Source organism: Halorhabdus sp. SVX81 (assembly GCF_029207715.1).
Classification (GTDB): domain Archaea; phylum Halobacteriota; class Halobacteria; order Halobacteriales; family Haloarculaceae; genus Halorhabdus.
On the sequence record NZ_CP104322.1, the window covers coordinates 1,481,055 to 1,502,998 of the forward strand.

The 21,944-nt window shown below is 63.6% G+C and carries 17 protein-coding genes; 4 read left to right on the top strand and 13 right to left on the bottom strand.

Annotated elements, in window-relative coordinates; genetic code table 11:
* Window positions 1-120: 120 nt before the first annotated feature.
* From SVXhr_RS07415 to SVXhr_RS07440, 6 genes are read right to left on the bottom strand one after another with little or no spacing between them, the layout of a single operon-like run.
* Window positions 121-939 (bottom strand): hypothetical protein, encoded by an 819-nt coding sequence (locus SVXhr_RS07415; RefSeq protein ID WP_275736586.1) that lies wholly within the window; start codon window positions 937-939, stop codon window positions 121-123.
* Window positions 936-1,841: a metallophosphoesterase gene (locus SVXhr_RS07420; protein WP_275736587.1), complete on the bottom strand. Its 906-nt coding sequence runs from the start codon at window positions 1,839-1,841 to the stop codon at window positions 936-938. The genes SVXhr_RS07415 and SVXhr_RS07420 overlap by 4 nt, the downstream gene beginning before the upstream one ends.
* Window positions 1,838-2,872 (bottom strand): ABC transporter ATP-binding protein, encoded by a 1,035-nt coding sequence (locus SVXhr_RS07425; RefSeq protein ID WP_275736588.1) that lies wholly within the window; start codon window positions 2,870-2,872, stop codon window positions 1,838-1,840. The genes SVXhr_RS07420 and SVXhr_RS07425 overlap by 4 nt, the downstream gene beginning before the upstream one ends.
* Entirely contained in the window at window positions 2,873-3,871 is a 999-nt protein-coding gene (locus tag SVXhr_RS07430; RefSeq protein ID WP_275736589.1) for an ABC transporter permease subunit, read from the bottom strand. It lies immediately after the preceding gene.
* Entirely contained in the window at window positions 3,868-4,881 is a 1,014-nt protein-coding gene (locus tag SVXhr_RS07435) for an ABC transporter permease subunit (protein WP_275736590.1), read from the bottom strand. Before SVXhr_RS07435 ends, SVXhr_RS07430 begins: the two co-directional genes overlap by 4 nt.
* 4 nt (window positions 4,882-4,885) lie before the next feature.
* On the bottom strand, window positions 4,886-6,061 hold the full coding sequence (locus tag SVXhr_RS07440; RefSeq protein ID WP_275736591.1) for an extracellular solute-binding protein: 1,176 nt from the start codon (window positions 6,059-6,061) through the stop codon (window positions 4,886-4,888).
* Between the two features lie 1,913 nt (window positions 6,062-7,974).
* Here SVXhr_RS07440 and SVXhr_RS07445 point away from each other — a divergent pair.
* Entirely contained in the window at window positions 7,975-8,382 is a 408-nt protein-coding gene (locus tag SVXhr_RS07445) for a DUF5805 domain-containing protein (RefSeq protein WP_275736592.1), read from the top strand.
* The gene (locus SVXhr_RS07450) at window positions 8,379-9,440 is read left to right on the top strand and encodes a tyrosine-type recombinase/integrase (RefSeq protein WP_275736593.1); all 1,062 of its coding nucleotides are present in this window, start codon (window positions 8,379-8,381) and stop codon (window positions 9,438-9,440) included. The genes SVXhr_RS07445 and SVXhr_RS07450 overlap by 4 nt, the downstream gene beginning before the upstream one ends.
* A 73-nt stretch (window positions 9,441-9,513) precedes the next feature.
* Here SVXhr_RS07450 and SVXhr_RS07455 read toward each other — a convergent pair whose 3' ends face one another.
* The 4 genes from SVXhr_RS07455 to SVXhr_RS07470 form a co-directional block, all read right to left on the bottom strand.
* Window positions 9,514-11,781 (bottom strand): glycoside hydrolase family 3 N-terminal domain-containing protein, encoded by a 2,268-nt coding sequence (locus SVXhr_RS07455; protein WP_275740888.1) that lies wholly within the window; start codon window positions 11,779-11,781, stop codon window positions 9,514-9,516.
* Window positions 11,782-11,925: 144 nt separating this feature from the next.
* Window positions 11,926-15,180 carry a family 78 glycoside hydrolase catalytic domain gene (locus SVXhr_RS07460; RefSeq protein WP_275736594.1) on the bottom strand — a complete coding sequence of 1,085 codons (3,255 nt, stop codon included), beginning with the start codon at window positions 15,178-15,180 and terminating at the stop codon, window positions 11,926-11,928.
* 58 nt (window positions 15,181-15,238) lie between these two features.
* Window positions 15,239-16,720 carry a tagaturonate epimerase family protein gene (locus SVXhr_RS07465; RefSeq protein WP_275736595.1) on the bottom strand — a complete coding sequence of 494 codons (1,482 nt, stop codon included), beginning with the start codon at window positions 16,718-16,720 and terminating at the stop codon, window positions 15,239-15,241.
* A gap of 133 nt (window positions 16,721-16,853) precedes the next feature.
* Complete coding sequence (locus SVXhr_RS07470; protein ID WP_275736596.1) at window positions 16,854-17,003, bottom strand: hypothetical protein; 150 nt, start codon at window positions 17,001-17,003, stop codon at window positions 16,854-16,856.
* A gap of 149 nt (window positions 17,004-17,152) precedes the next feature.
* Between SVXhr_RS07470 and uxaC the strand changes: the two genes are divergently transcribed.
* Together uxaC and SVXhr_RS07480 are read left to right on the top strand one after the other, a co-directional pair.
* Window positions 17,153-18,517: a glucuronate isomerase gene (gene uxaC, locus SVXhr_RS07475; RefSeq protein ID WP_275736597.1), complete on the top strand. Its 1,365-nt coding sequence runs from the start codon at window positions 17,153-17,155 to the stop codon at window positions 18,515-18,517.
* Between the two features lie 77 nt (window positions 18,518-18,594).
* Entirely contained in the window at window positions 18,595-20,028 is a 1,434-nt protein-coding gene (locus tag SVXhr_RS07480) for a glycoside hydrolase family 4 (RefSeq protein WP_275736598.1), read from the top strand.
* An 11-nt stretch (window positions 20,029-20,039) separates the two neighbouring features.
* On the opposite strand, the gene SVXhr_RS07485 is transcribed toward SVXhr_RS07480, so the two are convergent.
* From SVXhr_RS07485 to SVXhr_RS07495, 3 genes are read right to left on the bottom strand one after another with little or no spacing between them, the layout of a single operon-like run.
* Window positions 20,040-20,867 carry an ABC transporter ATP-binding protein gene (locus SVXhr_RS07485; protein WP_275736599.1) on the bottom strand — a complete coding sequence of 276 codons (828 nt, stop codon included), beginning with the start codon at window positions 20,865-20,867 and terminating at the stop codon, window positions 20,040-20,042.
* Window positions 20,864-21,658, bottom strand: a complete 795-nt coding sequence (cbiQ, locus tag SVXhr_RS07490) for a cobalt ECF transporter T component CbiQ (protein WP_275736600.1) — start codon at window positions 21,656-21,658, stop codon at window positions 20,864-20,866. Before cbiQ ends, SVXhr_RS07485 begins: the two co-directional genes overlap by 4 nt.
* Window positions 21,645-21,899: a PDGLE domain-containing protein gene (locus SVXhr_RS07495; protein WP_345799509.1), complete on the bottom strand. Its 255-nt coding sequence runs from the start codon at window positions 21,897-21,899 to the stop codon at window positions 21,645-21,647. The genes cbiQ and SVXhr_RS07495 overlap by 14 nt, the downstream gene beginning before the upstream one ends.
* Between the last annotated feature and the right edge of the window lie 45 nt (window positions 21,900-21,944).

A 21,944-nucleotide genomic window follows, 5' to 3' on the forward strand; every position in this document is an offset into this window, starting at 1 on the left:
CGGTTCAGTCGGAACTCGCCGGCGACCGAACTCCCAGTTGCCCGTTCGGAGTGTGTGCATGGTCGAAAGCGGTGCAGTTCCGTAATCTGGGCCACCGGCGGAGCGAAACGCCGATCCTCGTCACTGTATACCCGGGAGATGTAGCTCCCCGACCCACTCGGGGGCATCCCCGCGCCACTCCTTGCTGGGTACTTCCGCCGGTGTCTTCGCAGTTTCGTACCAGGTGCTGTTCCCTCGGAGGGCCCCAAACTGTGCACGAAGCCGGGACACGTTACCAACGCCGCGTCGGACGTACAGCGCGGGGACCGACACCGGAGTGGACCGGTAGATCGAAAGCGATGACGGGGCACGGAACTCGTCGGTTGCCGCCAGCGCGACCCGTTCGTTGTCGAGTGCCTCCCAGGATGGGGCGGTATGCCACCGCACCCGTGTCGGCGGTACCCGCAAGTCCCCCACGCTGGAGAGCGCGGCGTGGGCCGGCGTCGAAAGCGGGTCGCCAACTGCAATCCAGCGATCCTCTGGCAGGCGGTCCAGGTCCGGGTTCCTGGTGACGATCCGCACGTCGTAGGTCATCCCGTGGTCGGTACCGCCGAGACTAGGCCACACGAGCGGGTCCACCAATTCCGCCTCCAGCGCGGCAGTCCCCGCGACGGCACCCAACTCGACCACGTCGTAGTCACCGTCGGCGAGCCCCCGGAGAAGTCTGTATTCATTGTGTGCCTGTTCGACACGCACGTTCATCAACAACGGTAGGGCGTTCTCGAGCTGGTCGATGATCGTCCGCCGAGCAGCGGCGCGATAGTCTGTAGGGACCACAGGGGCCAGGCCGACTCGGAGCTGGCCGCCGAAGGACCCCCATGCGTCATTAGTTGCCACAGCGGTCACCGCAAGCCCGCCGGCGCTCGTTCCCGCGAGCGCGAGCAGGCGACGGCGATTCATTGTGGCTCTGACCCCACGCGATCGGCAGCGAGTGTGACGACTGCCTGGCCGAGATCCGTCCCAGTCGCCCCGAGCGTGTAGGCCTCGGTCCGCTCTGCTGGAGTCGTGACAGGCATCCGGCGGACGGTCGTGCCCTTCGGCCCCACGTTGATGAGAAGATACGATGGCGGATACGAACACAGCGCCGGCGCGATCACCTCGTGAACGTCACCATCGCGCTGGACGGACGGAATGTGATGATGCCCGCTGACGACGAGCACCGGCCCGTGCCCGGTGAGAACGTCCTGCAGGGCGTCCGCGTTCTGGAGCGGAAAGTTCCGCCAGAATCCGCCGGTGTGTTCCGGCTGTGCGAACAGGTTGTGGTGGACGACGACCACCGGCACTCTGGGACCATCAAGCCGCTCGGCCAGCCAGTCTAGCTGGTCCTGGGAGACGCGTCCACCCCAGGTGTCACGGAGCGACCCGTCGGTGGTTGCCGCGCTGTTCAGACAGTAGACGTCGAGTCCACCGACCCGCTCACGGAACGGGTAGCCATCACGCGTGTACCGGTCGGCGAAATCTTCGACGGGCAGCACCTCGTGGTCGACGAACGACTTGGGGACGTCGTGGTTACCCGGAACCGTCAGTGGGCTCGAGAGTGGGGCGACGAGTTCGTCATAGCGGTCGAAATTAGCCGGTTCGCCGTCCTTCGTGAGGTCGCCCGCGACGACCGTGGCATCGGGCGACGCCGACTGGATACCGGCGACAGCCCGACTGAGGAACGTCTCGGTTCGGTGGTAGCACTTCCAGGTGCCCTGTGCTCGCGTCGACAGGTGCGGGTCAGCGACAACCCCCAATCGGGTTTCGTCGGCTGTCGTCAGTGTGGGGAGGCGGGCAAGGAGGTGCCCATCGTCCCCGTTCATGCGTTGGCGGCGTCCGTCGGGAGCAGGTGGACACGGTCCGAATCGAGCGAGAGTGTTACGTCGCCGTTATCAGGCGCGTTCTCGGGGTCAAAGCGCAGTGTCAATTGCTGGTCGTCAGGCGTTCGCGCGCTCACCCGGACGTGTTCACCCAGATAAAAGCGATCCTCGACTGTCGCCTCGACGGGACCGCCGTCGAGGGCGAAGGCTTCCGGACGGGCGACCACCGTCACGTCGCCCTCTGGGGCACCCGGGGGTGCCTCGATGGCCGCGTGACCCAGATCCAGCGTCCCGTTTTGGACCGTCGCGTCCAGCCGGTTCGACGTGCCGACGAAATCGGCCACGAAGCCATTGGCCGGTGACTCATATATCTCCGCCGGGGTGCCCACCTGTTCGATGCGGCCGTCGTTCATCACCGCGAGACGATCACACATCACCATCGCCTCGGCCTGGTCGTGGGTGACGTACAGCGACGTAACGTCGATATCCTCCAGCAGCGTGCCGATTTCCTCTTGCAGCCGAGATTTGAGTTTCGCATCCAGGCCGGTCATCGGCTCGTCGAGCAACAGGACGCGTGGCTCGATGGCCAGTGCCCGGGCGAGTCCAACTCGCTGCTGTTGGCCGCCCGAGAGTGTCGTCGGGTCGCGGTCGCCCAGCCCGCCGATATCGAGCAGGTCGAGCAACTCGCTCGCCCGCTTTGCCCGTTGTTCCGGGGACACGTCCCGCATCTGCAGGCCGAACTCGACGTTTTCCCGAACTGTCATGTTATCGAACAGCGCGTAGGACTGAAAAACCAGTCCGACATCGCGCTGTTCGGGCGGGACGTGGGTCACCGCCTCGTCGTCAAATAGTACCCGCCCCGCATCAGGTGTTTCGAAGCCCGCGACGGTTCGAAGGGTCGTGGTCTTGCCACAACCTGAGGGACCGACGAGTCCCAGCGTCTCACCCGGTTCGACCGTCAACGAGACATCGTCGACGGCGAGCGTTTCGTCGAAGCGTTTCGTGATGTCGTCGATTCTAACACGTTCGGCCATCTATTGGACACCTCCAACCGAGAATCCGTTCTCACCGACGTAGTTCAACAGCGCCGTCACCGCGGCCACGATGACGAAATAGATGGAGATGGCGGCCGCGGCCCGCAAAAACGGGTTGTTCGAGATGTTCTCGAAGAGGAACAACGAGAACGGACGTGGGCCACTCGCGTAGATCACGTACGAGAAATTGAATTCGGCGGCCGCAAGCGTCCAGCAAATGATCGATCCCGAGATGATCCCCTGCTTTGCGCCGGGGACGATGACCCGGAGAAACGTGGTCGTCCAGGAAGCCCCGAGCGACCGGGCGCTTTCCTCCATGCTGCGCAAGTCCATCGATTCGAACGCCGACTGGACCGCAAGCACCATGTAGGGAATCTTCAGCAACGAGTAGCCAAGCACCAGCGCGATGATGCTTGGCAAGTTGGGGTAGGTTTTCAGGAAGGCGATCCCGAGGATGATGCCCGGGACGATCGGCAGGACGGCGAAGGTATTCATCCACCGCCGGCCGGTGAACTCGTAGCGAGTCACCGCGTAGGCGATCGGAACGCCGACGAGGAGGTTGATACACACGCCCGCAAGCGCCAGCAGGACGCTGAGTCCGAGCGCCATCGGGATCGGCGTCTGTACGGCAAAATCGAACGGGAAGTGCACCGTCAAATCGGGCACCACGGGCAGTTGGAAGACGAAAAGGACATCCGGCGCGACGAACGTCCAGAACCCTCCCATCCCGCGCTGTGCGCCGAGGTCGCCTCCCGCGATGCCGAGCGCCTGCGCCCAGTTATCCAGTGTGAGTCCGCCGCTGGGCAAGATACCGGTCCAGTTCTCGAAGAACGATCCGACGACGGTTATCAGCACTGGTCCGATGAGGAAAGCCACGGTGGCAAACAAAAGCGCCGTGATCACCGTCCGGCCGTATCGGGCGGACAGCCGACCCAGCCGGCCCGGCGTGCGATCGGGGACCGTCCCCGTTACGATCCCCGTCTCGTCGGGAGCGGTCATCGCCCCACCTCCGCGCTGGTATAGCGCAGGCCGAGAAAGGTAAACAGGACCGTGAAGACAAAGAACACACTCGCGAGCGCGGAGGCGATGTTCAGTTCGTAGCCGACCCCGACCAGTTGATCGAACCGGAACGTCACGACTGACAGAGACTTCAGGACGAGGACGGTCCCGAAGATGGCGAGTGCTGTCCGGAATGTGAGGATGAGGGCACCGACGATACCCGGCCGAATCTGCGGGAGAGTGACGTACCGGAACGTCTGGAGGGGAGTCGCGCCCAGCGATCGGGCAGCCTCCTCGGCATCGGTGTTGACCTCCGCGTAGGTGCCACGCAACAACAGCGTCGCCCGGGGAATCATCGAGTAGATGTAGCCGAAGAACAGCCCGACGACGGCCAGGGTCGTTCCGGAAGGCTGGCCGGTGAGTTGGATGTCGACCGGTTCGGCACCGGTTATGACGGCGAAAACATTGGTCAGAAATCCAGTCTGACCGAACAGCACGATCATCATGAAGGCGGCGACGATCCCTGGCAGGCTGATGGGGAAGGAAATGAGCGTTATTAGCATGTCCTTGCGGGGGAGATCGTACTTCTCGAGCCCGTGGGCGATAGCGATACCGAGCGCCACACTCGCGACGGTAGTAACCGCGCCGAACCACAGGGAGTTCCAGATGGTCCGCCCGTAGACCGGATTGACGGCCTCGCCCCCGACCGCGATGGCGGCCGAGAGGTCCGTCCCGACGACCGGGACGAACGCAGCAATGGAGGCGAACAGTTGCCGGTAGGGCTCCAGGGTCCACCCCTGAACCTCGTAGAGGAACTGCTCGGAGACGCTGATCCGGAACATCTTCACCAGCGGAATGAAGGCCCCGAACGTCGCGAGGGCGAAAAACGGGACCGCCAGCAGCGCGATACGACGACGCTTGCGGCCCCGCTCGGTGGCTGGGAAAGCCAGCCGCCCCGGGCGGGTTTCCCTGATGCGACCACGCAGGCCGGACTCCTCAAGTGTGGACATGGACTCAGTAGCCGGTTAGGCCGACGCCCTGGCCGATTTCTTTGATGATGCTTTCCTGATTGTCGATCAGTTTGCCATAGTCGACCTGGAACTCTTTGCCCTCATAGCGGTCCTGGGATGGGAATTTTTCCGGCGTTTCGAGTTCGTCCGCGCGAATCGGGCGGACGAAGGCGTCGAAGAATTTTCGCTGCCCGTCCTTCGAGAGCACGTAGTCCATAAACAGCTTGCAGGCCTCAGGGTTGGGCGCATCCTTCAGCATCGCGTAGCCGTATGGCTGGTTCAGCGCACCCATGCCTTCGGGGCCGTTCAGGAACCTGACGCCGACCTGATCCTCGGAGACGGAGTCCGCGTTGTACTTCAAGTCCAGCCCGGTATAGTCATATTCGACGAAGGTCTGGATCTCGCCTTTGCTGAACTTCTGCTCGACGTTACCGGCAAAGACGGCGCCCTTGCGCTTGACCTCGTTGTAGAAGTCGATGACCGGCTGGACATCGTCCAAGGAGCCGCCATAGGCGTTGTTGATCGAGAGCGCCCCAGCTAGCCCGACGGCTGCCTGCGGGGGCTGGTACTGGGTCTTGGCAGCGATCTCCTCCTGTTTGAGATCCTCCCAGGTCTCGGGTGGATCGATATCCTGCTCCTCGTAGAGGTCCTTCCGGTAGATGACCGCGGTGGTCATCCGACGCGTCGCGGTGACGTGGCCGTCATCGGTCTTCAACGAGTCCGGCACTTTGTCATAGTTGGCCGGCTTGTAGGGCTGGGTGAGCCCCTCGTTGCGAGCGATCACGCCGAAGGTGTAGCCACCGTTCATCGCCGAGTGATTCGGATTCTGGGCGTTCTGGCGGGCATGGGAGAGTGCCTCGCCGGAGGAGCGCTGGTCGTCGTTGAGTGAGACGCCGTACTCATTCTCGAAGCCCTCCATAAGCGCCGCCCAGTTCGACCACCCCGTCTGGACGGCGTAGATGAAGAGTTTATCCGGAAAGGTACTCGCTGAGACCGTCGTCCTATAATCACCGTAGCCGACTTCATGAGTCCCACCGCTACCACCCGATCCATCGGCGTCACCGGGAGCATCGGTACCCGCACCGCCGCCCCCGTCATCACTGTTCGCCGAACAGCCCGTGAGTCCGGCCCCGGCTGCGATACTGATACCAGTCAAGAACCGCCGTCTGGTGGAGTTCATCCAGGTGGACCGGCGGACGAACCCAACAAAGGGGTTTATAATACCCGTATAGGGTAGTCGGTTCGGTTCATCCCCCCTGGTCTGTGATCCAGTCCCAGTGGGAGCCAACAAAACCGATCACGAGCAGTCTATAGATTATTGATCCACTATAGAGACTCTACAGCGGGCGATGGATGACATGAAACCCACAGTGAGTAGTCCTCACTGACGGGACTCACCGCTCATTTCCTGACCGGTCACGACCAGGCGAGCTACTCAAAGTCCGTATCTCCGAGATCTCCCAAGGTTCGCGAGCACTCCGATCAGACCACCAACTCTCGGCACGCACCTCATGAGACAACCAGTCTCAACTGCTGGAGAAGTCTGAGATCATATAGCGATATTTGGTTTACGAGTGGCAGATGCGAGGATAATACGTATACCGAGCATTGAGAACCCATCACTGAAAATTATAGTTTTGGGCTGGCCCTGGGGAACGAAGCACTGGACAAGGGCCCACTGTAGTTCTGGACTCGCCTCGAATGAACAATCAGCGCCATTCGCACGCCCATCGAGTCGCTACTGTGGGGCCCCCACACGAACTACAGTGAAAGCGCCCGAAAGGTGTGTCAATCGTTTCGTATACGGCCTGCGGATTCAACGTCGTGCCAACTGACAATGGGGCTCCAAAACGGACTGAAAGCTGAACGTATCCTCCTCACGCTGTCCCGGGTTGCTGTGTGTAGACTACGACATGATGCAAGCACGCCTCATCGGTAGTGGTTAGTTAAGCGAATTCGGCTGCGAACAGCCAGAAAGCCCCGGCCAGCGACCCTGGCGTCCGCGGCTATGCCGCGTCGCTCGGGAAAGCACCGCTCTGCCGGTGACGCACGCACTGGAGCGCAGCGGGCAGCGAGACCTCGGCTGTTCGACAAGGTTCGGCGCAACCCGTGAGAACGAAACGACCCGCCAGAGCCGCGGGAGCTGAGAATGCGGGGACTCGCTCTCTGAACTGCTTCGTGCTACCCGACACACGAGGCTCATCGACCGAAACTACCACGTCTCGGCTCCAGGACCCTCACCCCAAGTCGGCGTTGGGTTGGCAAGGCCACCAGCAAACGTAGTGAAACCACGAGAGAAGTCCACATTGGATCTCTTCGGCGGTAGCTCATCGACAATCGCCCATTCGACATCCGGGGATCTGAGAAACCGATACGCAATGCAGGAATCCACGCCGATGAGTTCAAACGCTTAGATCCGCCCGAAAGACTCAACCAGAACCACATCTTTCCTCTTGGGCTGCCCCGGTCGATGGGGGATGGATTTGGGAGCGATAGATGAACGAAACGACGCCGAGATGAAAAAGCATCCCTACGGAAGCAAAATTGTAACCGAAATATCGATCGACGGAGCCAATCGACATCGAAGCGTGATGTACCATAGAGGGTTCCAACCCGCAGACCACTGAAACCGTATCGAGAAACGGCCGGTAACCGAAGGCCTACAACCAATCAGCTGTCCGCGGATGCAATGCCAACCCATCTCGAACGCTGACGTGCCGTGAGTGGTTTTGAACCAACATATTACTGCCGCCCCATCACGGATGGACGATATCGGGACCGAAGATGCGCTCTGCCCCGGCCCCCATTCAGTATGGTGGAGCCGTGTTTTCGAACGGTGACCCCCAGGTTTGACCGCCGAAAAGAGGCCTTTGTGCACACGGGCATATTTATTAGTGTATCGTCAAGACACGGCCCTGTGCAACGGTGTATTTAGTTATCCGTGTATATGTAACTATACTATACCTCGTATACATAGATTTACGGAATAAAAACCGCATACCCCGGATAGAGATGGTGATATCTACACGGATAACCCCTCTTATCGGCAATTGTAGGGACAGGTTGAAGGCGGGACGAACCGAACGACCGAGCATGCCGGATGAAGAGTCGACGTCCCGAACAGCTGTCAAGACGTACGTCCCGGCCTACCAAAAAGATGCCTGGCAGTCCCACGCCGACGAACTCGGGATGAGCCAAAGCGAGTTCGTCAGGACGATGGTCCAGGCCGGACGGCGGCATTTTTCAGAGAGCGAGACAGTTGACGCTACTCGGACACCCCAGCCGAAACCCACTGACGTTAGCCAGACAGGCGAAGGTGGCCTGGCCGATCGCGTCCGCGAGCAGCTGTCAAGCGCTGGCGCACTAACATGGGACGAGCTGGTCGCTGCCTTGACAGACGACATCGAGGCACGGCTCGAAGATACACTGGACGAACTCCAGGAGGAAAACGCCATCAAGTATAGTGGCCGTGAGGGCGGCTACACCCTGGTCGAACCATGAGTGCCGGTACTGCCATTCCAGAGGAGGTTGAAGATCCGATCGAGTACTTCCTGACGGATATTACTTACCAGGGAAAGAGCCAGCGGACGAGTGACGCTTACGAACGGGTCCTCAGGGACTTCGAAGCATCACTCCGTGAGAACGGCGAGAAGCCCCTCGCTGTGGCCTCACATCGTGATTGTATGGCGTGGATCCATTCCCAGCGAGAAGAGCTCTCAGAGAGCACTGTGGCCACGTACGCGTCCTATCTACACCGATTTTACGCGTATATGACCCAGATCGGCGTCTTCGATTCGAATCCGATGGCGATCGTCGTCGAAGAGATGGACGAACGGATCGACGCAGATCCGGCACGTCGCGACGTTTCGATCCCGGAAATGCAGGGCTTCGTCTCCGGAATCGATCATCCGCTGGACCGTGCGGTAATCGTCACGTTGCTGAAGACCGGGATGCGAGTCGGCGAGTTGTGTAATCTCGATCAACGCGACCTCCATCTGTCCGATGATCCCCGCGAATCGGTAACGACACGACCCGCCCTCGATGGGCGACCCGACTCACTGTTCGTCGCAAGTGAGCCCTCCCGGGGTGCAACAGTGAATGGCGAACAGCGGGCAGCCTCGAACAAGCGCCGGCGAGATACAGTCGTTCCTGTCGATGACGATCTGGCCGAGACGCTCCGGGCCTGGCTGGATGTTCGTCCTGACCCGGTTTCGTCCGCGCGTCCGCTGTTTACCAGTACGACGGACAACTGGGGTCAGCGGATCACGACTGATGGGGTACGTCACATCGTCACCAGCCACGCAAGTGAGCATGGGTGGTACGACAACGGTGGCGGTGTCGAGGAAAACGTCACGCCACACTACTTCCGGCACTTCTTCACCACACACCTTCGAGATCGAACCGGTGACCGTGGGATCGTGAAGTATCTGCGCGGCGACGTCGCCCAGGATATCATCGATACGTACACCCACGATTGGGGAGATCGGGTTCGTGACGTATACGAAGATCACATTTACGAGCTTCCGGTGGCTGCATATCGTACGATGCCAGAGACATAAATCACATATCGCTATATGGATATCGGCTCCATCCGGGCCCCAATGGTTGCACCCACAAACGCGACAATGAGCGCTAGCTGATCGGCTCGATACTGGTTTGGGTGAGGTACGAGCGAGCGGAGCGCGGGACGGCCTTCGTGTCCGTCACGTCGAACGCAGCAGTGTCGACGATATCGGCCGCGGATGTGCCGACGCGGAGTTCGTATGGCCCTTCTTCGACGACGAGGTTCATGGCCAAATCGTGGTAGGCAAGCCGAGTCATGTCGATTTCGAAGCTGACGCGCTTTGACTCGCCGGATGCGAGATGCACGCGCTCGAAGCCGAGCAGTTCCTGGACGGGACGGGCCTGGCTCGGGTTCTCGGCGTGGTGGTAGAGCTGGACGACGTCGTCACCGGCGACGTCACCTGCATTCGTGACTGTGACTCTCGCAGTAAGTGTCCCCATCGGCGCAACCGTCTCGGCGTCGAGTTCGAGTTCGTCGTACTCGAAGTCGGTGTAACTCAGCCCGTAGCCGAACGGATACAGCGGCTCGCCATCGTCGTAGACGTGCTCCTCGTTCGCGGAATTGGGTTTCCGGCTGTAGTAGACTGGCTGCTGCCCGACGGATTTAGGGATCGAGAGTGGCAGGTGTCCGCTCGGATTGTGGTCGCCGAACAGCACGTCCACGATTCCGTTGCCGCCCTCCTCGCCGGGTAGCCATGCGTGAAGCAGGGATGGGACTGTCTCGGCGATCTCCGGAATCGCGTGGGGTTTGCCGCTGATCAGCACGACGATCACCGGCGTCTCCGTCTCGGCGAGGCAGTCGAGCAGGTCCGCCTGCACGCCCGGCAGCCCGAGATCGGTGACGTCGCTCCCCTCACCGCTGGTCGGGATCATCGACTGGTTGCGGTGCGCGAGATCGTCGTCGGAGAGATCGACGGCCGAGCGTGCGCCGACGCAGGCGATCGCCACGTCCGCATCCGTGGCTGCCTCGGCAGCCGCGTCGAACTGCTCGGTCGAGGGGCCGGACGTGGTACAGCCTTCGACGTATTCGACGGCGAACCCAGCGTCTGCACCGCGCGTTTCGAGGGCGTCACGTGGCGTCGTCGCCTCGAAGTCGGTTTCTTCCTGATTGAAGTGCGCGGGGTATGCGTAATCACCCAGGAGTTCCTGATCGTCGTCGGCCTTCGGGCCGAGAAGGGCGACCGTGTCGAGGTCGTCTCCCAACGGAAGCAACCCATCGTTTTCCAGCAGCGTGATCGACTCACGGGCCGCCTTCTGGGCAAGTCTGGCTTGTTCGTCGGTGTTGAAGGCTTGCGGGGCAGCTTCGGGATCGACGAACGGATCATCGAGCACCCCGGTTTCGATCTTCGCCCGGAGGACGCGACCGACGGCGGTGTCGATCGTCGCTTCGCTGACCTCTCCCGCCTCGAACGCTTCGAGCAGTGGGTCACTGTAGCAGTCGGTATTTGGCAACTCCACGTCGAGACCGGCCTCCAGTGCAGCCACGCCGGCCTCGCGTTTGTTGGCGGCGACGCCATGTTCGCCGTCAAGGAGAGCAACGCTCCCGTAGTCCGAAATAACTGTCCCGTCAAAGCCCCACTCTCCACGGAGGACGTCCGTCAGGAGCCACTCGGAACTGGCACAGGGGACGCCGTCGATGTCGTGATACGCGTTCATGATCGAGGCGGCGTCGCCGCTCCGGATCACCGCCTCGTAGGGGTAGAGGTGGACCTCCCGGAGTTCACGCTCGCCGATCTGGACCGACGAGCGGTTCTTGCCGCCTTCCCCCATTGCGTGGCCAGCGAAGTGCTTGAGTGTGGCGTGGACGTCACGACCGTCTCCCCGAACGGTGTCCGTGGCCTGTAATCCCGAAACGTAGGCACGCGCCATCGCTGCCACGAGTTGGGGGTCTTCGCCGAACGTCTCCTCGACACGGCCCCAGCGGAGGTCGCGCGCGACGTCGAGCACCGGCGAAAGACCGTGGACCGCACCGATCGCCTGCAGCTGGGTTCGGACCACGCCGGTGACCGATTCGAGCAGTTGCGGCGACCACGTGCTCGCCATGCCGATCATCTGCGGGAAGACAGTTCCCTGGGGGCCCATGTAGCCGCTCAGGCACTCCTCGTGTGGAATCGCCGGAATCGCGAGCCGCGTTTCCTCGATGAGGTACTCCTGGAGTTGGTTCGTGAGTAGCGCGGCCCGTTCCGGATCGAGATCGCCCTCGCCGGCAGTGCGGGTGAGATGACCGATCCCGTCGCGCAGCTGTGCTTCGACGCCGTCTCTCACGAGCGTTTCGTCCTCGATGAAATGCGACGGATTGGCCGAGCCGAGTTGTGCAACCTTCTCCTCGATGGTCATCTCGTCGAGCAGGTTCGAAACCCGTCGTTCAGTGCGTCCCGTGGTTTTCCGCTCCGAATGATCGTCTGATGGGGCCACAACGACGGTCCGTGCTCGGCACGCGGAGTTGAACGTTTCGGAGGCAGGGGGGACCGGGGAAGACGGTTACCGGACCGAGAAATCGAACTGGCCGGCCTCGACAGCCAGGACAACCACGTCATCCTCGTAGTCGATCGATCGGACTCCCTCGGGTGTGGGAGTCGTCTCGACGGGCAGATCGACTCCCGATTCGGACACCGACCTGCCGGCCGCGTCGGGGAGCCTGATGGTCGCCGACGTGTTCCAGGGCACCCACACCGACAGATCGTAGCCCCCGCCGGTCCGCTCCCAGTCGACGGCCAGTTCACCGTTGCGTGTCTCGTAGCTGGCTTCGACCCATTCCAGGTCCTCGACGAGCGAGGGCGCGATCGTGACGTGGTCCGTCACGGGCCGATCGCCGATCCGGATCCCGGCCAGTACCTCGTAGAAGTATTCCGAGACGTGCGTGAGCGGGGAGTGGTTCAGCGAGTTCATGCCCGAGCCGATGCTGTCGTCCGAATTCCAGCGCTCCCACATCGTGGTCGCGCCGTTGCGGGCCATGTACACCCAGCCCGGCCGTGCGGGCTGGCTGACAACCTCGTATGCCAGGTCGTCGTAGCCGTGTTCGGCGAGCGTCTGGATGAGTGGGCGAGTCCCCAGGAACCCGGTCTTGAGCTTCCCGCCGTCGGAACGGACCTTCTCGGCCAGCCCAGCCGCGACCGTCTCGACGTGTTCGTCGGGGACGAGCCCGAGGAACAGCGCCACGGCGTAGGAGGCCTGCGTCCCGGGCCGATAGCGGCCCGACGCGGGTTCGAAGAACTCCTCGTTGAACGCCGTCCGGAGCCGATCAGCCCACTCGCGGTAGCGGGCGGCGTCAGCCTCGTTGTCGAGGACATCGGCGATCTTCGCGAGGACATCCGTGATCTGGTGGACGAACGCCGTCGTGAACAGATCGTAGGGAAGCCCGCGCCGACCGTCGGTGTTCTCGAAGGCCAGCCAGTCGCCGAACTTGCCGTACGCACCCGGAACCAGATCGTCCTCGGTCACCGACAGCCAGTACTCGACGTGTGCGCGCATGCCCTCGTACTGTGCCGCGAGAATGCGCTCGTCGCCGTCGTGGCGGTAGCGATACCAGGGGATCACGACGCGGGTAATCGTCCACGTCGGGTCGCCCGGGTTCTCCGGGGCCTTGTTCGGAATGACGTCCGGGGCGTGACCCAGGTCGCTCGCCGCGTCGTCGTGATCGCGCGCCCACTTCTCGTGGAAGCGTGCGGCGTCGAAGTTGAACGCAAGCGACCGAGCGGCGATCTGTGCGTCCCCGGTCCAGCCAAAACGCTCGTCGCGTTGGGGGCAGTCCTCCGGGATCGAGTGAGCGTTGCCGGCCAGCCCCCAGACCGCGTTGTGCTGGACCTGGTTCAGATCGTCGTTCGAGCAGGCAAACTCCCCGCGTCGATCCATCGCCGTGTGGACCCCCGTCGCCGTGACGGCGTCGGGATCGAACTCGCCCGGATACCCCTCGATCTGGGCGTACCGGAATCCGTGGTAGGTGAATCGGGGCTCGTACGTCTCGCGTTCCGCGCCGCGGGCGACGTAGGTGTCGGTCGCGTCGGCGCTCCGGAGGTCGACCGTCGCGAGGTCGCCGTCGTCGGTCAGCGTCTCGGCGTGTTTGAGGGTGATCACGTCGCCAGCCGCCGGGTCCTCGATTTCGATTTCGAGCCACCCGGTGAGGTTCTGGCCGAAGTCGAGGATCGGCCCGTCCGGGTGTTCGTGGACCGCCTCGACGTCGAACGTCTCGACAACTTCCATGGGTTCGATCCGCTCAGGTCTGAGCGTTCCTCCCGGGGAGTCGACGATTTGGGCCCCGTCCCACCCGGACGCGTCGAAGCCCGGCTGTCGCCAGCCGTCGGCTTCGCGGCGGGCATCGTAGGTCTCGCCGTCGTAGATGTCGTTTTCGACGATCGGGCTCTCCCGGGCCGCCCAGTCGCCGTCGGTAGATATCCGGCGGGTCGTCCCGTCCGTGAACTCGACGGAGAGGACGGCCCTGGCTCGCGGGGAGCCGTCGGCAACCCAGTAGGCCCCGCGTTTGGCGAACCAGCCGCGACCGAGCCACAGCCCGACGGCGTTGTCACCCTCGGTCAGTTGTTCGGTGACGTCGTACGTCGAGTAGAGGACACGCTTCTCGTACTCGGTCCAGGCCGGGTCGAGCACGCGGTCGCCGACTTTCTCGCCGTTGATCGAGAACTCGCCGTACCCGACCGCAGCGACGTGCGCACGGGCCCGTTCGACCGGCTTCGCCAGTTCGAACTCCCGGCGGAGCTGCGGCGACGTCGAGGCCAGCCGCGAGTCGGTGTGGCCGTTCAGGAGATGCTCGCGGCCCCAGGTCGCCGTCTCGACCGACGAGGAGACCTGGACGGACGCGTCGCCGGTCAGATCCGTCCCCTCCCCGTCCCGGACGGTGACGCCGGCGAGGGCGAAACACTGCCAGGGGTGGACCCCCTCGGTCTTGCGGGAGTCTGCCGCGTCGCGGCTCGTCGAGGGGACGAACTCGAAGAGGTCGGTCGCCGTGATGCGGAGGTACCGCCCCCCGGCGTCGAGGCCGTCGTGGGTCTGGGGCGGCGTCGCGAGGTCGGTCGGGAGCCCATCGGTCGTGCTTTCGCCCTGGTCCGGCATCCTCCGCTCGGCGACGACCGTACTCTCGGCGAAGTCGGGATCGTCGGATAGTTCGATGCGATAAGTCTCGGGGAAGCCAAAGCCAGCGAGCGGGTTCGACGACCAGTGGATCGTCACCGCCACATCGTCGGGGGTCCGCACGACCGAGATCGGATCGGCCGGATGGAGCGTGATCTCCTCGACCGAGCGGGTCTCACCGAGGTCGATCTGGACCCACTCCGTGGCGTCCTCGTCGGGACGGTGCCACTGGCTACGCCAGCCGTCGGTGTCGCCGACGCCGGGCTGATGGGCGATCCACTCGCCCGACCAGTCTGCAGGCCGCAGTGCTGTCGAGAATGGTTCTGGGTCGGCCCACTCGGTCTCGCCGCGGTCCGTCCAGACTTTCACCGACCAGTAGTAGGTCCTGTCGGCCGCGAGGTCGGGACCGTCGTAGACGACGTTGGTGGCTCGATCCGAGTCGACCCGTTCGGAGTCCCACAGCGTTCCGTCGCCGCCGGCGACTGCCTCGAAGTCACGACCCACGACGAGGCGGTAGGCTCGCTGAGTCGCACCGCGACGGTCCGTGTCGAGACGCCAGGAGAAACGGGGCGGACGCGACGGGTCGACGTTCGTCGGCGACTTCTCGTACTCGACGCGGAGGTGGCTCGGTGTCGCGTCCGCCGGTGTGGTCATGGCCGCGGATGAGGATGGCAGCGGGCAAAACACTGTGGGTCGCGGGACAGCCCCTCTCTCAGTCCTCGATCTCGCCGGTCAACAGATCGACGTGGTGACCGAGGTGCTCTTCGAGAAACGCGTAGTGGTCGTCCTCGTGTTCCCGCAACGTCGCCAGCAGGTCGTCTTTGAACCGGAACACCCCGTTTTCATCCGTGGCTGACAGCACCGAGCCGTAGGTGATGTGTAGCAGCTGTCGGCCGTCGTCCTGATCGAGAATTTTGGGAAGTTCGTCGTCCGTCAGGTCGTCGATGTCCGGCACGTTCGAGAGGTCCGTGTTGACGTGGTAGGTGGCCTTGTCCTCGTCGAAGCGTTCGAGGGCGAACGCGTGGATCTCCCGATAGAGATCGGGATCGTTCTCGGCGACGACGCGGATCGCCTCGAGATAGCTCGTCCCGGCGGTCTTGACGTGCTGGTAGTCGCTGGCGTACTCCTCGAAGAAGGGGTAGATGCTGAACTTGTCCGACCCCGAGTGCAGCGAGAGCCGATAGGGGCCGTAGGTTTCGGCGATGGCGACGTGTCCCCTGAGATGTTCTTCGAACTCGTCGAGGTCGCCGACGTAGTCGATGCCCTTCTCCAGGGAGCCGACGAACCGCGGGGCGACGCTGGTAGCCTCGACACCGCGGCGGTCGAGTTCGCTGGCGATGAGCGCGTGTTCGAGGTGGGTCGTCGGCGTCTCGGTCTCGTCGACGGAGACCTCGAAGTCGAAGTCGCCGTCGACCGCCGCTTCGACCCAGCCATAGAGCTTCTCGGCAAACTCGATGGCCGCGTAATACTTCACTGCCGCCCGCTTGAGTTCGATCTCCGAGAAGGAGTCCGACCAAGTGTACCCGTCAGTCTCGGCCTCGAAGGTCTCCCCGGCGTAGCGATCGAGGATCGCCTCGCTGTCCTCGATCTCGGCGAAGGCAGCTTCGATGGCGTCGTTGTCCATGTGGTCGGCGTCGGCGACGACGTGCTCGCTGGGGTCGCAGGTGAACATCGTGAAGCCGACCCCGGCCGTGCGTTCGACGTCCTCGCGGGCCATGAGGTGGTCGGCATCGGCGACGAACCCCTCCTCGTAGCCCTCTTCGAAGACGCCGAAGATCGCGGTGGTGAGAACGTCCGCGGGCGAGCGCTCCGTTCGGTCCATCTCGCGGATCGACTGTTGGGCGAACACCGGCACTAGATCGGAGTCACGGACCGCACGGGCGTGGCCCGGCGTCGCCAGGCCGATCCGGTCGCCGAAGCCGAAGGCCGACTGCCGACCGGCGGTTGTCGGTTCGAGCCAGGGGAAGACATCGGCCAGCGCCATGGCGTTCCCGTAGGTCAGCGGGAAGACCTGGCCGTCGCCCTGGACTGTGCCACCGTCGAAGTCCGCGGCCGCCGGTCCCTCGACGTAGAGACGGCGGATGCCGTCCGCATCGTTGACGAGGGCGAACGTCGAGTCCCCCTCGCTGTAGACCGATCGTTCGTAGACAGTCACGTCCGGGGGTAACACCGCCTGGAAGTCTTCGGTCGCCATGGCGGGTCGTTCTCCGGTGGCCCCCATAAGCATTCATCCAGCCGGGCAGTGATATGAGCGAACGCAGAATTCGTTCACCAACGGCGTCGCAGAATCGACCGTTCAGTGAAGGGATTCGTGCTGGCGCTCGTGCTCATGACGAATCCCTGAATTCCGAGTCTTCCACCTCCTGATCGTACCCCTCTTTGAGCCACTTATACAGGAACGACACGACGAGTGCGAGAATCGGCAGGAGGATGATCAGCGACCCGACTAGCATCTCGGTTCCACCTGGTATCGGCATACGTCGGAGTTTTTTTCTATGCTGTTATATTTTTTTGGTAGTTGTTGGGAGCTAGCGATAAGCCATGAGGGGATCGGTGAACAGACGAAGAGACGGACCGAACCACGCGGTGGGGAAGATTGATTCGACCCTTCGCCGAAGGCCCTGCCATGGCGTTCATCGACGAGGAGTACCTCCTCGAGACGGAGACGGCCGTCGAACTGTACGAGGCGATCGGCGACGCACCGATCCTGGATCCCCACAGTCACGTGGACCTGCAGGAAGTCGTCGCAAACGACGGCTGGTCGGACATCTGGGAAGTCCAGGGTGCGACCGATCACTACGTCTGGGAGATGATGCGAAAGCGCGGGGTCCCCGAGGCGAAGATCACTGGTGACGCCTCGAACAAGGAGAAGTGGCTCGCCCTCGCGGAGATTTTCCCCGAATTGGTCGGCAATCCGACCTACGAGTGGGTCCACCTCGACCTCAAGCGCCGATTCGGGATTGAGAAACGGATTTCGCCCGAGACAGCCGAGGAAATCTGGATGGAGACGAAAGACCTCCTCGATCAGCCCGAATACAGGCCCCAGGCACTCCTCGAGGACATGAACGTCGAGGTGATGTGCTCGACCGACGATCCGACGGATGACCTCGCTCTTCACGAACGTGCGGCCGAAGAACTCGACGGGATCGCGGTCAAGCCGACCTGGCGGCCCGATCGGGCGATCAAGGTTTCCGAGGACGGCTGGCGGGATTTCGTCGAGGAACTCGAAGAAGCTCGCGGGATCGAGACGACTACGCTCGATGGGTTCCTCGCCGCCATGGAAGACAGCCACGACCACTTCGACGACCACGGTTGCGTCGCAAGTGATCTGGGAATCAAGCAGCCGATCTCGAAACCCGTCAGCGAGGAGCGCGCCGCGCGGATCTACAAGCGAGCAATCGCCGGCGCGAACCTCGATCCCGACGAAGTCCGGGACTTCGAGGCGTTCATGCTCGAGCAGATCGGCGAGTGGAACCGCGAAGCCGACTGGGTGATCCAGCTCCATATCGGGGCTGTCCGGGACTACCGTCAGGACCTCTACGAGGAGTTGGGTCCCGACACCGGCGGCGACATCTCCACACAGGACATCGAACTCGTCGATGCGCTGGAATACTTCCTCAATACCTTCGACAGAGAGCTCGATATCGTCCTCTACACCGTCGACCCGACGCACTACCCGACGACAGCGACGATCGCGCGGGCGTTCCCGAACGTCAGCCTCGGCGCAGCCTGGTGGTTCAACGACAGCCCGTTCGGGATGGAACAACAGCTGAAGTACGTCGGGACGGTCGATCTCCTCTCGAACTATGCGGGGATGGTCAGCGATTCTCGAAAGCTCGTCTCGTATGGCTCGCGCTTCGAGATGTTCCGCCGGAGTCTCGCCAACGCCGTCGGCGACATGGTCGAACGCGGGCAGGTTCCCAAGCCGGAGGCCCGCAATCTCGTCGAACGGATGGCGTACGACCGGCCGAAGGAACTGTTCGGGTTCTGATCGACTCCGCGCCAGACCGCTCTCTCCGAGAAGCCGGAACCAGTACTTTCCTGGGCTCTGCTTTCCTGGTGCTTGCTATGTGTGAGTCCCACGAGGAAGACGGCCGGTTCGAGGACATGACGATCGGGTTCGTCGGCGGCGGTTCTCGCGACTGGGCGAGCAAGATGATGACCGACCTCGCCAGACAGCACACTCTCGAGGGCGAGGTTCGCCTCTACGACATCGACCAGGCGAGCGCCGAACAGAACGCCCGCCTCGGCGCGCTGATCCAGGATCGCGAGGAAGCGATCGCCGAGTGGGACTACCGGGCCGTCCCGTCCCTCGCCGACGCGCTCGACGGCGCGGACGTCGTTGTCCTCTCGACGCAGGACCCGCCGGCCGAGACGTTCGCCCACGACCTCGACATCCCCGCCGAGTACGGCATCTACCAGTCCGTCGGCGACACGGTCGGCCCCGGTGGGACGTTCCGAGCGATGCGGGCCATCCCCCAGTACCGCGAGATCGCGGCCGCGATCCGCGAACACTGCCCCGACGCCTGGGTACTCAACTACACCAACCCGATGACGGTCTGTACCCGGACGCTCTACGAGGAATTCCCCGATATCAAGGCCGTCGGGCTCTGTCACGAGGTGCTCCACGTCAAAGACGACCTCGCGGAGTACGTCGAGAAACACCGGAACTTGGGGGAGGGTCAGTCGGTCAGCGGCGACGACCTCCGGGTGAACGTCAAGGGAATCAACCACTTCACCTGGATCGACGACGTCCGCTTCCGGAGCGAGGACGTCTTCGACGTGATCGACGCCGAACTCGATTCCCAGCGCCCACTCCTCGGCGGATTCGAACCCGGCGACCTCGACGACGAGACGTTCTACGTCAACAACGACCGGATCGCGCTGGATCTCTATCGTCGCTTTGGGACCTTTCCCGCCGCGGGCGACCGCCACCTCGCCGAGTTCGTCCCGTGGTACCTGAACATCGACGATCCGAAAGACATCCAGCGGTGGGGGATTCGCCTAACGCCGAGCGAGCATCGGATCGAGCACTGGCCGGCGAACGAACGGGAGCGTGAACGCTATTTGGCGGGCGAAGAAGCGTTCGAGTTCACCGACACCGGCGAGAAAATGGTCGAGCTCATGACGGCACTGCTGGGCGGCGAGGAACTGGTCACGAACGTCAACTTACCGAACCACGGGCAACTTTCCGGGGTTCGCGAGGGTGCGGTCGTCGAGACGAACGCGCTGGTGACGGACGACGACATCGTCCCGCACGCCGCTGGGGAGCTTCCGGAGCAAGTGCTGAGCATGGTCAGGACACACGTGAGCAACCAGGAGACGCTCATCGAGGCCGGGTTCGACGGCGACCTCGATCTGGCGTACCGGGCGTTCCTGAATGATCCACTCGTGACGCTGCCGCCCGAGGACGCCCGAAACCTCTTCGTCGACCTCGTCGACGCTGAACGCCCCTATCTCACTGACTGGAATCTAGACGAGGCAACAGTCCTCGAAGCATAACGCCGGGTCGGTTATTGCTCGCCCGGGTCGTCAGGTCCGGCCCGGAGCTCTCGTAGTCGTCCAACGGCTTCCGCGACGGACAGCGGCAGTTCGTCGAACCCTGCCTGCCGGAAGATTTCGACGAGTTGAGGCGGCGAGACGCCCACGTCCCGCAGGAGATCCCCGTCGGTGAGCACTGCCCTGACCGGGCCGTCCCGGACGATCGATCCCTCGCGATCCAGCAGGACGACGCGATCGGCGACTTGTGGGACCAGGTCGGCGTCCGGCGTCGAGACGACGATCGTCGTGCCTGCCTCGTGCCGTCGATCGAGCGCGTCGAGAATCGTCGCCCGGTGGTCGGCGTCCACGTCGGCGACAGGTTCGTCGAGCAAGAGCAGGTCGGGCTCGACGGCGAGGGCGGCCGCCACCGCGGCCCGGCGCTGTTCGCCGCCGCTCAGCCGGAACGGTGGTTTCTCCAGCAGATCCTCAAGGTCGAACTCGGCCGCGAGTGCGTCGACGCGCTCGTCGGCGTCCTGGCGATCGATGCCGAGCTGTGCGGGGCCGTACTCCAGATCCTCGCGGACAGTCGCGTTGAACAGGTAGTCCGCTGGCGTCTGCGGACAGTGGGCGATCCGATCCCGGAGGTCGTCGGCCGGTTCGTCCGTCCCGAAGTACCGAACCTCGCCACTCGCGGGGTCGCGCAAGCCCGCCAGCAGCGAGAGCAGCGTGCTCTTGCCCGCGCCGTTGGGACCGAGGATCGCCACGCGCTCGCCCGCCTCGATCGTCAGGTCGATCCCCTCCAGAGCGGTCGTCGCGTCGGGGTACGCAAACGAGAGATCGCGAGCGTCCAGAGCGTTCACGCCAGTAACACCCCCGCCGCGACGGTCGCGAAGACGATGAACGCGAAGGCGGCGTCAGGCAGGCCGATCGCGTGCTGTCGGGTGTACGCCCGGCCCGCCGTTCCGCCCCGCGAACGGGCCGCCCGCCCGACGCGCTCGCCGCGATCCAGCGCTCGCAGGAGGAAGGTTCCGAGCAGCGAACCGACTTCACGCCAGGATTCGGCGAGTGTGGCCCGGCGGATCCGGCGGCTGCGCCGCGCCAGAACCAGTCGCGAGAGTTCCTCGAAGACGACCAGCAGGTACCGGTAGGTGATCGCCAGCAGCGTGACGGCCGTTCGGGGAACGCGGAGCGTCCGCAGGGCACCCACCAGCGCGGCGAACCGCGTTGTCGAGAGCAACAGCCCGAGCAGCGAGACGCTCGCGCCGACGCGGAGGGTGAACGTCGCCACGTACGTCGAACCCGGAACGGTGACCGGCCCGGCGAGTGTTGCGCCCGGAAGGAGGACGGCCTGTGGCGCGACGATCAGCAGCGAGACGGTCATCGGCACGCCCGTCCGGAGCGCGTGGGTACCCAGCGGGACCCGGGAGAGGACTGCCGCAAGGACAGTCATTGCGAGCATCGCGGCGGGTGGCCCCGGCCGGTCGAACGTGACGGTGACGACCAGCAGGGCCAGGACGCCGAGCAGTTTCAGGACGGGGTGGACGGCCTGGAGCCAGCCCCGTCGATCGGCGACGCGCTCGTCGCGCAGGAGACTTCGTGCCCGATCGATCAGCGTGCCCGCCGATCGGCTGACGGGATCAGCGCGGGTCACGCTGGGCGGTCAGCGGGCGGCCGGCGAGCCAGCCGATCACGAGGACGAGCGCCGCGCCGACGACCCCCGAGACGAGCGTCCCAACGTAGGGATCGACGCCCGCGAGCCCGTAGTCCGGAAGCAGGGCGGGCAGCGTCGAGACGGTGTGGGCGGTCGCGCCGGTCGCGCTCGCGGCGTGTTCCAGCGGTTCAGTGTAGCCGACCTGACCGGCCGCCCAGGCGAACAGCGGCGAGAGGACCACCAGGCCACCGACGACGCCGGCCCCGCGACGGAGCAGACGTCGGCG